This window comes from Bacillus sp. GbtcB14 (assembly GCF_019091205.1).
Taxonomy (GTDB): Bacteria; Bacillota; Bacilli; order Bacillales; family Bacillaceae_G; genus Bacillus_A; species Bacillus_A cereus_AG.
This window is the reverse complement of record NZ_JAGXJT010000008.1, coordinates 202619-215306: the sequence shown is the minus strand read 5'-3', so window position 1 is coordinate 215306 and position 12688 is coordinate 202619. Positions and strand designations below refer to the sequence as shown.

Sequence of the window (12688 nt, the reverse complement as noted above, 5' to 3'; positions counted from 1 at the left end):
GGATCAAACTCTCCAATAAAGTTAGTTTGTCTAGCATCTAAAAATAAAAATTGACGTTTCACGTTGTTTGTTTCGTTCAGTTTTCAAAGAACTACTTAGTCGCTCATTTGCGACTTCCTTATGTTAACATCTTCGTTTTTCGATGTCAACTAAGTTTTAAAATTTCTTTTTTGTCATTTTCTGCGTTTCCGCATCAGCGACGGTTATTAATATATCATGCAGTATATAAAGGGTCAATACTTTTTATAAAAAAATTTCACATCCCGTTAAAATCTAAAAACCATGTTCCAAAAACCATTATATCCTCCCTTTATTCTTCATCATACTCCATATCTCATATCTTATCGGTTTATCACATTTACGAACGAGTGAAAATTCTAAATTTTATGTTATATTATTATTATAAGGGAGTGGTGAGAATGAGCATTAAGTATTCAAATAAAATCAATAAAATCCGGACCTTTGCATTAAGTTTAGTATTTATCGGCCTCTTCATTGCATACTTAGGTGTCTTTTTTCGTGAAAACATTATTATTATGACAACATTTATGATGGTTGGCTTTTTAGCTGTTATCGCTAGTACTGTTGTTTACTTTTGGATTGGCATGTTATCTACTAAAACTGTACAAATTATTTGTCCAAGCTGCGATAAGCCAACAAAAATGCTCGGTCGTGTCGACGCATGTATGCATTGCAACCAACCTTTAACAATGGATCGAAATCTAGAAGGAAAAGAATTTGATGAGAAATATAATAAGAAGAGCTATAAATCATAGGTAAATATGGGTACAATGTAGCCTTACAAAACTAAACATTAAAAGGTGATTCCTTAACCAAGGAATCACCTTTTGTATTTACCCTTAACTAAATTAGGTTCTTCACTGAACATTTTAAATTCCTCCTGAACCCAACGTAATTCCCATATATAATAAAGAAAGAGGTTGACGTAAAGCCGTCAGCCTCTTTCTTTATTATATATTACGCCTTATGACACTCTGGACAAACGCCATAAATTTCTAAGCGATGACTATTAATAACGAAGCCTGTCGTTTTCGCAGCTTCCTCTTCAAGCTGTTCCAAACCTCCATAAGGAAAATCAACAATCTTACCACATTTTTCGCAAATCACATGATAATGTTGACTTGTAACATAATCAAATCTACTTGAAGCATCTCCATAAGTTAATTCCTTTACAAGTCCAACCTCTTTAAATACACGTAAGTTATTATAAACAGTTGCAACACTCATATTTGGGAACTTACCTTCTAATGCTTTATAAATGTCATCCGCTGTTGGGTGCGTCATAGATTCCACAAGGTACTCTAAAATAGCATGACGCTGTGGAGTAATGCGTACACCCGTATTTTTCAGCATTTCTAGCGCTTCTTTTAATTCTTCTTTGACCACCGTCATGCACCCCGATTCTATACGGATTATTATTTTATAATTCTTATAAAGAGTGTACTCCTTTTCTTATAAATCGTCAATATTTCTACTATAAGTATGTGGTTTATTTTTGTATATAGCCTTATTCTTATATACCTTGCCCCATTTTCTATACATTTACATAGAAAAAAAGTGCGACATAATCGCACTTGGAATACTATCATCTGAGGAGGTATGCCCTACACTTCACTTTATGTGAGACGATAAAATATGTATAGACACTCGCCTTACTTCTATATATTTTATCGCCACAGTGAATTTACTTTATATAAGAAAGAACATCCTCAATATGTCCTTTCACTTTCACTTTACGCCATTCTTTTACAAGCTCACCATCTTTATTAATAAGGAATGTAGAACGCTCGATTCCCATGTACTCTTTCCCAAAGTTCTTTTTCAATTTCCAAACATCGTACAATTCTGCTACCTTATGATCTTCATCTACTAAAAGTACAAATGGAAGTTCATGCTTCTCAATGAATTTCAGATGTCTGTTCGCTGAATCAGGACTTACACCAAGAATAACTGTATCTTTCTCTTGAAATAATCCATATGCATCTCGAAAATCACACGCTTCAGTTGTACACCCTGGAGTCATATCTTTCGGATAAAAATATAGAACTACATTTTTACCACGAAAATCAGCTAAGCGAACTTGTTCCCCGTTACTTCCCTCTAATGTAAATTCTGGAGCCATTTCTCCTACTGTGATCATTGTTATCACTCCTACTCTTTTCTTTACTATATCAAATACTACCTTATTTTTCATTGTCTATTACAGACCTCATGACAAAAGCAAACGGTAATGTATATCCAATTAGCGCTTCTGCAATCGCAATCCATCTCCCTATTCCAATCGGAGCTATATCACCGTACCCAACGGACAATAAAGTAACTGCGCTAAAATATAAGCAAATTTCTACAAGTTGAAAAGATTGGGCATGCAAGCTTTCTCCATCTTCTTTCAAAACTGCAAAGCCCATTTCTTCTAATACAACATAACTTAACCCAAACGCAATCAATACCGTTGTATAAATTAAAAATAAGGAGGCTAAATTATAAAGCGAAAAGAAACGCCTAGAATCTGAATATGAACTCCATAACAATTGGACACTTCTCAAAATAGCAATTGCTGCAATTAATAGAATAAATCCCCATAACATGTCCTCCACCTCATTTTATATGTATGAGATGGCCATTGGATTTATCCCTTAGAAACAAACAAGCTTCTATAATTAATTCCCAGCACCACGGTACCTTTTTACCCCTTGATTCCAAAGAGTGATTGCAATCGTAAAACAGATAACACCAACGAATGGTGTCGCAAACGCATAGCTATTCCACTCTGTTTTTCTTAAAAAGTATGCTGCTGGATATACTCCGACAAACGCAAATGGTAAAACAAACGTTAAAATGAAGCGAATTACACGGTTATAAATGTTAACAGGATAACGACCATAGTTACCTATGTTATACATTAGCGGCATAATTGAACTTTTCGCATCCGACCAAAAACCAAGGCTTGCAAGCGTAACAAATATCCCTCCGTATACAAGGGCTCCCCCTCCTACCATCAGTAAGAATAAGAAGAAATCGTACCAGTAAAAAGATAATTGCAACTCGACTGCTGCGTAGCCCATTACAATTATTCCTGTAATCGCTCCAATTAAAGATTCAAGCTCCATTCTTTCTAATATAATTTGAAACAAACTATGAATCGGTCTTGTTAATATACGATCCATTTCTCCTTTAATAATGTAACGATCATTAAAGTCCCATATGTTAAAGAAAGCCGAGAAAATAGCAAACGGCACTAAAAAGAAACCATAAATAAAGATTACTTCTTCTCTACTCCAGCCTTTTAATGCTTGTGTATGCCCAAACACAACGAGAATAAAGATTAAATTAACAGCCTGTAGTGATAAATCAGAAAGTAATCCAACGATAAAATCGCCCCGATACTCCAATTTTGTTTTTATATATTGGCTTGCATATTGCAAAAATAGGTTTATATATATCATCTCATCATCCCCCCTGTACAATTAGACGTTTCCTCGCCGTTCTCCACATGAGTACAATTGGAATGATAAGTACAATTGCCCAAATTACTTGGAATAATAATGCCTCATACAATTTACTTCCTTGTATACCTTCTGAAAAAATCATACTCGGAATATAACTAATGGCCTGAAACGGCAAAAACACCATTGCCTTTTGGGCCCATAATGGATAAAAACTAATTGGTAATAATAGACCCGAAAATAAATCAATAACAACACGTTTTGCATACATAATTCCACTATTGTTAAATAGGAAGAACGTGAGCATTCCCGTCATTAAATTAATTTGTGTATTAATAATAAAACTAAATATTAAAGATAAGAAGAAATATAACCACGTTTGAAAATTCGTTGTAATTTGCAATGAAAATAATAAGGTAACGATAACCATACCTGGAATTGAAAAGAAGGCAAAACGAAATATTCCCTCACCGAGACCTTGCATCACTTTCATCCCTAAATAGTTATATGGACGAATCAGTTCTACCGCTACACGTCCTTCTTGAATTTCCATCGCAATTTCCCTATCTATATTATTAAAATAAAAGGCACGTGCCATCCACGCAATTGCGATATACGTAGTCATTTGCGAAATAGATAAACTTTCAATATTCTCTTTTCCGCTATAAATTGCTTGCCATAAAAAATAATACGCACCGATATTAATTGTATAAATTAAAATCCCGCTATAATAGTTTGTACGATACGCAAGCATCATTAAAAAGCGAATCCGAATCATTTCAATGTACTTACCCATGTTTAATACCTTCTTCATAAATGTTACGAATGATTTCCTCTGTAGACACTTCGTTAATTTTTAAATCTTTAATTTGAAAGGCCTGTACTACTTTAGAAATAAGCATTGAAATGATAACTTCTTCATTCGGTATTTTTGCAACCCACGCGTTTTCCTCTTTCGCTTTCGACCAAACGACATGACTATCTGGCATAACCATTGATAAAGCCTGATAGGAAACTGGTGCAATAAATTGAAAATGTATTTCCTTCTCTGCTCCCCACTGCGTACGAAGATTATTTAAAGAACCGTCATACATAATATTTCCTTCATCCAGCATGATAACACGCTCACATAAAGCTTCAATATCAGTAATATCATGAGTTGTTAATAAAATTGTTGTTTTATAACGTTCATTCATTTCTTTTAAAAATTCACGTATTTTCAATTTCACAAGAACATCTAATCCAATTGTTGGTTCATCTAAAAATAATAACGGCGGATTATGAATTAATGCTGCCGCTAATTCACAACGCATTCTTTGACCAAGAGATAACTTTCGCACTGGCTTATCTAATAAAGGACCAATATCTAACGTTTCAATCACGTGCTCCATATGTTCTTTATACTGAGCATCTGATACACCGTACACTTTTTTTAATAAACGAAACGACTCTTGTACAGCAATATCCCACCAAAGTTGCGAGCGTTGGCCGAAAACAACACCAATTGTTCTTACAAATTCTTCTCTCTGCTTATGCGGATTCATCCCATTTACTAAAATCTCTCCTGATGTCGGAGTCAAAATCCCAGTAAGCATTTTAATTGTCGTTGATTTACCGGCACCATTCTCACCAATATACCCAACCATTTCACCTTGTTTCACAGTAAAAGATACATCATTTACTGCTGGTACTATTTTATAATTACGATTTAATAAATCGCGAAATGCACCCTTTAAACCCGGACGACTTGAATAGGCTGTAAACTCTTTACGTAACCCTTGTACCTCAATTACCGATTTCATAACCGGACCCCCTTCCTAAATGTCACAACGAATAGTTTACCCAACTGCCTTCTCTATCACAAACAATACGTCTTTTCGAAAAACATGTTAGAATAATACATAGATTTTTGTAAGGAGATGAATTGTAGTGAAATTCACAAAATCAGAAGCATTACATAAAGAAGCTTTAGAACATATCGTTGGCGGCGTTAATAGTCCTTCTCGTTCTTTTAAAGCAGTTGGCGGCGGCGCTCCTGTTGCTATGGAACGTGGAAAAGGTGCTTATTTCTGGGATGTAGACGGAAATAAATATATCGATTATTTAGCAGCATACGGTCCTATTATTACTGGACATGCTCACCCGCACATTACAAAAGCAATTACAACAGCCGCTGAAAACGGTGTACTTTACGGAACACCAACAGCACTAGAAGTAAAATTCGCGAAAATGTTAAAAGAAGCAATGCCTGCATTAGATAAAGTCCGCTTCGTAAACTCTGGTACTGAATCAGTAATGACAACAATTCGTGTCGCTCGTGCTTACACAGGCCGCACAAAAATTATGAAATTTGCTGGTTGTTACCACGGTCATTCTGATTTAGTACTTGTAGCAGCTGGATCTGGCCCTTCTACGCTAGGAACTCCTGACTCAGCCGGTGTACCACAAAGTATCGCTCAAGAAGTTATTACCGTTCCATTTAATAATGTAGAAACTTTAAAAGAAGCATTAGATAAATGGGGACATGAAGTAGCAGCTATCCTTGTAGAACCGATTGTTGGAAACTTCGGTATTGTAGAGCCAAAACCTGGCTTCCTTGAGAAAGTAAATGAGCTTGTCCATGAAGCTGGTGCATTAGTAATTTATGATGAAGTTATTACTGCTTTCCGCTTTATGTACGGTGGTGCTCAAGACTTACTTGGCGTAACACCAGACTTAACTGCACTTGGTAAAGTTATCGGCGGCGGACTTCCAATTGGCGCTTACGGTGGTAAGAAAGAAATTATGGAACAAGTTGCCCCGCTTGGACCTGCATACCAAGCAGGTACAATGGCAGGAAACCCTGCTTCTATGGCATCAGGTATCGCTTGCTTAGAAGTACTTCAACAAAAAGGCGTATACGAGAAATTAGATGAACTTGGCGCAATGCTTGAAAAAGGTATTTTAGAGCAAGCTACAAAACATAACATCGATATTACACTAAACCGCCTAAAGGGTGCATTAACTGTATACTTCACGACAAATACAATTGAAGATTACGATGCAGCCAAAAATACAGATGGTGAAATGTTCGGTAGATTCTTCAAACTTATGCTTCAAGAAGGTATTAATTTAGCACCATCTAAATATGAAGCATGGTTCTTAACGACAGAACATACAAAAGAAGATATCGAATATACAATTGAAGCTGTTGGAAGAGCATTTGCTGCTTTAGCAGACAATAAATAATACTGTCATTACAAGGAAAAAAGAAAGCTTACCTTTCTTTTTTCCTTTTTTCTATTTCATAAATCCCGCATTAATAGTATAATTATTCATAATTATCTGTTTTATATTCTTTTAGATCGTTATTATCTCTGTGTACAAGGTGATTTACACCTTAAATAGTAAGATTATTCAATCTTTTACAAGAGGGGGGATTGACGGATGCTCAATAAAAAAAATACATGGACACCGTCTTTATTTCGAGATTATAAAAATGCAGAACATGATGCGTGTGGAATCGTTTCCGTTATGGAGAAACGAAAAATTGCCACGAAAGAAAATATTGATCTTTGCATACAATCACTAGTCAAAATGAATCATCGAGCTGGTTTCATTAATGGTGAAGGAGATGGTATCGGAATTCACATTGATGTCCCAAAAGCACTTTGGAATGAAAAGCTGAAAAATAACGGATACAATCCAACGATTGTGGATCATCCCCACTTTATCGTTGGACATTTTTTTCTAAAGAAAAACGCAAATATAGTTAATTTAAAAAATCATATTCGTACGCAATTAAATGATGAAAGTTTTACTATTATTTTTGAAAGTGATGATGTAATAAATTCCGATGCACTCGGTCCACTTGGTAAACAGGAAGAACCTTTATTTTGGCAAGTTGCTCTTATCTCAGAAAATGAAGTTAAAAATATTGAGCAAACATTATTTTCAGTAACGATAAAAATAGAGGAAAACGAAGCGATTCATGTTGCTTCATTAAGTCGTGACCATGTTGTATATAAAGTTCTAGGTGCTGGGGATACACTTGTTGCCTATTACAACGATTTACAACATCCACTTATCGCTTCAACTATGACATTAGGACATAACCGCTATTCTACTAATACATTATCTAATTTTTTTCGTGTACAACCATTTAGCGTTCTCGGACATAATGGTGAAATTAACACAATTGCAAAATTACGTGATCAAGCTGACATGATTCATGTTCCACTTACTGCTGGGGGCAGTGACTCCCAAGATTTAAACCGCACCTTAGAAACTCTACTTGTTCAATACGACTACAGTTTATTTGAAGCAATGGATATACTATTCCCACCAATTATTAATGAAATGAAACTTTATGAGCTGCATTTACAAGATTTATATACGTATATACGTGAAGCTTGGGGCCATTTTGCGCAAGGTCCAGCTGGTATTATTTCACGTTATAAAGATGAGGCTGTTTTCAGCGTTGATTCCCTTGGACTACGACCAGTATGGAAAGTAGAGACAGCGAGTTCTTATGTTTTCTCTTCTGAACCTGGAGTTGTATCACCAACTGAATATGTAGCAGAACCAAAACCACTCGCTCCTGGAGAAAAGGTCGGTCTAAAGTGGAATGAACAAGATGAACTTGTACTCTACGAATACGATGACTACCAAACTCAAGTATATAACCGTTTTAAAAAGCGAGTTGATACGAAAGATTATCATTTAAACTTATCTATCCCTGAAACGAAAGAAATCCCTGGATTATGTAATTCTATACAAGTCGAAACGAAACAATACGTTGCCTTTGGATGGGACCGAGAACATATTCAGCTTCTTGAACAGATGGCAACAAAAGGCGTTGAGCCAATTCGCTCACTTGGGCATGACTCACCACTTGCAGCACTCGATACTGATAGACGAAATATCGCTGACTTCATTAAGGAAAGTGTAGCCGTTGTTACAAATCCAGCAATCGATCGTGATCGAGAGGTCGAACACTTCTCCACACGAACGATACTTGGAGAGCGCCCAAGTTTATTACGCGGTGCTAAACAGCCATTTGTAGTTGAGATGCTTTCCCCCATTATTTTAGAAGGAAATGTAGCACAATCTATTACAGAGGAATTACACACAATTACGTACGAACAACTTATACAGCTATTCAATACCCATAGCTCTATCGCTACAATCTCTGCTACATTCAGTCCGACAGAAACTTTACAATGCGCCTTAAATCGAATTAGTTCTGAAGCGATAAAGGCCGTGAACGATGGAGCTTCCATACTATTAATAGACGATGCCGACGCTCATCTAAATGAACGCTTATGGATTGATCCGCATTTAGTTACCGCTAAAGTACATCAAGTATTAAGCGAAAATAAATTACGCCGAAACTGCTCTCTCGTTATACGTTCTGGTGCCCTTCGCTCCTTACATGATATCGTCACACTGTATGGATTAGGAGCAGATAGTATAAATCCATATTTATTATTTGCAACCGTAAATGATGGGACAAAAACACCCATTACGAATTTATATCATGCTCTTAATAAAGGACTGGAAAAAGTCATTTCCACAATTGGAATTCATGAATTGCGTGGTTACGATCGCCTCTATTCTTCTATCGGATTACATGAGGAAATCGCAAATATACTACAAATTACGAATTTCCTCGGTTCAAATGATTTAGCTTTTTCTCTTGAGTCACTTGCTGAAGATGCACAAATGCGAGCAGATGATTATAACAATCCTAAAGTTAGAATGCGCAAATCTTTTCATATATTCCCGCGAATTTGGAAAGCAATCGGCGATGTCGCAAAAGGAAACTCTTATGATGATTACCGTGAAAAGTTAAGTGAATTAGAAGAAAATAACCCAATCGCAATTAGACACCTTGTTCAAACGAAACAAACACAACATGTAGTTCCCGCTGAAGAAGTATCCATCAGTATTCAAAACCATGATTTACCATTTATTATTAGTTCCATGTCATTCGGTTCTCAAAATGAAGTCGCCTTTCGCGCATATGCAGAAGCGGCCGATCAGCTAAATATGATTAGTTTAAACGGTGAAGGCGGAGAAATTAAAGATATGATTGGAAAGTATCCGCATACACGTGGACAACAAGTTGCATCTGGGCGATTTGGCGTAAACGCCGAACTACTAAATTCATCAAATTTAATTGAAATAAAAATCGGTCAAGGTGCAAAGCCTGGTGAAGGTGGACATTTACCAGGTTCAAAAGTAACAGCCAAAATCGCTGAAGCACGTAACGCTACAATTGGCTCAGATTTAATTTCACCTTCTAACAACCATGATATTTATTCCATTGAAGATTTGGCTCAAATGATTACAGAGATTAAAACGGCTAATCAACTTGCGAAAGTAGCTGTAAAAGTCCCTGTCGTCCCTAACATTGGAACAATTGCTGTCGGTATCGCAAAAGCTGGCGCTGATTTTATTAACATTAGCGGATTTGATGGCGGTACAGGAGCTGCACGTATTCACGCATTGCAACATGTAGGCCTTCCTGTAGAAATCGGTGTGAAAGCCGCTCACAATGCTTTATTAGAAGCAAATATGAGACATAAAGTAGAAATTTGGGCTGACGGTGGTATTCGAAGTGTGAATGATGCCTTAAAAATCATGCTTCTTGGGGCAAATCGCATTGGATTTGGCACATTATCGATGATCGCAATCGGCTGTACAACTTGCCGCGGATGTCATCTAGATACTTGTCACGTTGGAATTGCAACACAAATTGAGTCTGAAGCTCAGGCGAAAGAACACGGATTACGCCGCTTCGTCCCGCGTGAATTAGAAAGCGCCGTCGCTGGATTATTACATTTATTCACCACTTTTGGCGTAGAACTAAAACGATTAACAGGAAATCTTGGTTATACAAATTTACAAGAAATTGTCGGGCGTTCCGATTTATTAGAACAAATTCGAGGCGAAAATTTATTAGACTTATGTAATTTACTACAAACGATAGAATATCCATCTGTCACAAAAACAGAATACGTACCGGAAAAACAATTTGAAACAGTTCATTCCCCTCATTCAAAAGAATTAGTAGGCGTTGGTGTAGAGCAACGCGTTATGGGTGGTCTAGAATCTTGCTATCGCGTTCGTAGTAAATTATATGAAGACACGAAGCTTGAACCACTTACATTAAAGTATACGAATGGCTCTATTCCTGGAAATGGATTAGGCGCTTACAATAGCGAGAACTTATTTATACATGTAAATGGCGGTGCACAAGATGGCATTGGTAAAACCTCCTTTGGTGGTGGTATTTATATAACGAAAGCCAAAGGAAAAGACGGCATATATTATAACGGTTCTGTCGGAAAAGGTTTTGGATACGGTGCACAAAAAGGAGCGCTATACGTGCAAGGTAACGCCGATGCTCGTGCTGGTATCCGCCTCTCTGGAGCAGACATGATAATTGGAGGGCGTATGACAAAGCCACTCCGTGAAAAAGAACAAGGGAATATAGGTGCATACTCTAATATTAAAGGTTTCGCTTTTGAATATATGACAAATGGGCGAGCGCTTGTTTTAGGGGACCCTGGCCCATGGATCTGTGCTGGTATGACTGGCGGTGTTGTTTATTTACGTCATGATTCAAGCTTAGGTTTAACAGAACAGGCTTTAAAAAGAAGAATCGCAAAAGGAGCAAATGTTACATTACAGCCAATTAGTAAAAATGGTGTGCAAGATGTGACTGAGTTATTGCTAGATTACATTCGTGTCTTAAATGAGCATGAGCAATACGAGGAAGTTGCTTTATTAACACCGTTACTCGATGATATGCAGCAACAGTTTTTTGAAATTATCCCGAAAAAAGAGCAGGCTGACCCGTCTATCTCAACAGAGTGATATACTTAACCTTCATTTTCAAGAATGAATTGACGAAGTACACTTCTCATAGTAATCTATAGTAACAATTTGAAACCTGCTGAAATTCAGCAGGTTTTTTTACTAAAAATTGATGTTTAAAAAGAATTAGGAAAAAGTATAAAATGAATCTTAATTTCTTATTAACGTCACTAAAATATCACTTGCTAACATATTGTAATGAATGTATAGTATCATGTTGTACATTCATTATGACAAGAGAAAGGATCTTATTAAGGGTATGAAACTTGGTGCTCGCATTTTAAAAACGGGTATTGCCATCACATTAGCTTTATTTGCTTGTATTTTACTTCAATTACCGAGTCCAGTATTTGCCGGAATCTCAGCTATATTCGCTGTTCAACCGTCTGTATACCGCTCGTATTTAACAGCTCTTGAGCAAATTCAAGCAAACGTCATTGGTGCGGTATTCGCTATCGTATTTGCTACTGCTTTTGGACATAATCCTTTTATTATTGGATTAACATGTATATTAGTAATTGCGCTTACGTTACAATTACGATTAGAAAACACAATATCAATTGCTTTAGTAACAGTTATCGCCATTATGGAGTATCAAGGCGAAGATTTCTTCAGTTTTGCCTTACTTCGCTTTGCGACGATTATGATTGGAATTATTGCGGCTTCACTTGTAAATTTAGTGTTTATGCCGCCAAAATACGAAACAAAATTGTATCATCGTATCGTTGATAATACAGAAGAAATTGTAAAGTGGATTCGAATGAATAGCAGGCAAGCTTCTGATTTTACAACGCTAAAAACTGATATTGATCGTATGAAAGAAAAAATGATCAAACTAAACCATTACTATTTGCTGTATAAAGAAGAAAGAAGCTACACGAAAAAAGTACAGTTCGCCAAAATTCGGAAGCTCGTTTTATTCAGACAAATGTTAGCGACGACAAGCCGTGCTTTAAGTACTCTAAAATCATTACATCGTACTGAAAATGAACTGCGCTATATGCCAGAAGAATTTCAGGAATCTATCCAAAACGAACTTGACTCATTAACCCATTACCATGAACAAGTTTTATTAAAATTTATTGGTAAAGCAAAAAAACAACAATCCGTTGAAATGCTTGATGAAGTTGAAACAGGTAAACAAGAATTAATTGATATCTTTATGGATTATCAAAACAAAGACGATGAGGAAGCGTATAAAACATGGTTACACCTCTTCCCTCTTATTTCTGCCATTATTAACTATAGTGAAGAAGTAGAGCATTTAGATTTACTTGTGGATAGCTTCTACACATACCATAAACCAGAAGCAGAACTCCAAATCGAAGATAAAAAAGAAGACGAATAAAGAAAACAGC

At 36.3% G+C, this 12688-nt stretch carries 10 protein-coding genes; 4 read left to right on the top strand and 6 right to left on the bottom strand.

Going from position 1 to position 12688, the window contains the following annotated elements; genetic code table 11:
• The first annotated feature begins 419 nt into the window (after positions 1–419).
• A complete protein-coding gene (locus KVT31_RS22445) occupies positions 420–776 on the top strand; it encodes a YgzB family protein (protein WP_000025063.1) in 357 nt (118 codons plus the stop codon).
• A gap of 202 nt (positions 777–978) precedes the next feature.
• Here the strand turns inward: KVT31_RS22445 and perR are convergent, their stop codons facing one another.
• The 6 genes from perR to KVT31_RS22415 form a co-directional block, all read right to left on the bottom strand.
• Positions 979–1407, bottom strand: a complete 429-nt coding sequence (gene perR / locus KVT31_RS22440) for a peroxide-responsive transcriptional repressor PerR (protein ID WP_000237831.1) — start codon at positions 1405–1407, stop codon at positions 979–981.
• A 298-nt stretch (positions 1408–1705) separates the two neighbouring features.
• The gene (gene bcp / locus KVT31_RS22435) at positions 1706–2161 is read right to left on the bottom strand and encodes a thioredoxin-dependent thiol peroxidase (RefSeq protein WP_000633720.1); all 456 of its coding nucleotides are present in this window, start codon (positions 2159–2161) and stop codon (positions 1706–1708) included.
• Between the two features lie 43 nt (positions 2162–2204).
• A complete protein-coding gene (locus tag KVT31_RS22430) occupies positions 2205–2609 on the bottom strand; it encodes a potassium channel family protein (RefSeq protein WP_000964347.1) in 405 nt (134 codons plus the stop codon).
• A gap of 72 nt (positions 2610–2681) precedes the next feature.
• Positions 2682–3467 carry an ABC transporter permease gene (locus KVT31_RS22425; protein WP_061676757.1) on the bottom strand — a complete coding sequence of 262 codons (786 nt, stop codon included), beginning with the start codon at positions 3465–3467 and terminating at the stop codon, positions 2682–2684.
• A gap of 4 nt (positions 3468–3471) precedes the next feature.
• Positions 3472–4263, bottom strand: coding sequence for an ABC transporter permease (locus KVT31_RS22420; RefSeq protein ID WP_000521523.1), 792 nt, complete (start codon positions 4261–4263; stop codon positions 3472–3474).
• Positions 4256–5269, bottom strand: coding sequence for an ABC transporter ATP-binding protein (locus KVT31_RS22415; protein WP_000843649.1), 1014 nt, complete (start codon positions 5267–5269; stop codon positions 4256–4258). The genes KVT31_RS22420 and KVT31_RS22415 overlap by 8 nt, the downstream gene beginning before the upstream one ends.
• A gap of 127 nt (positions 5270–5396) precedes the next feature.
• Between KVT31_RS22415 and hemL the strand changes: the two genes are divergently transcribed.
• The 3 genes from hemL (at position 5397) to KVT31_RS22400 (ending at position 12678) form a co-directional block, all read left to right on the top strand.
• Positions 5397–6695: a glutamate-1-semialdehyde-2,1-aminomutase gene (hemL, locus tag KVT31_RS22410; RefSeq protein ID WP_140392332.1), complete on the top strand. Its 1299-nt coding sequence runs from the start codon at positions 5397–5399 to the stop codon at positions 6693–6695.
• A gap of 198 nt (positions 6696–6893) precedes the next feature.
• On the top strand, positions 6894–11330 hold the full coding sequence (locus KVT31_RS22405) for a glutamate synthase-related protein (protein ID WP_088095049.1): 4437 nt from the start codon (positions 6894–6896) through the stop codon (positions 11328–11330).
• Positions 11331–11589: 259 nt separating this feature from the next.
• Positions 11590–12678: an aromatic acid exporter family protein gene (locus tag KVT31_RS22400; protein WP_061676753.1), complete on the top strand. Its 1089-nt coding sequence runs from the start codon at positions 11590–11592 to the stop codon at positions 12676–12678.
• The last annotated feature ends 10 nt before the right edge of the window (positions 12679–12688 follow it).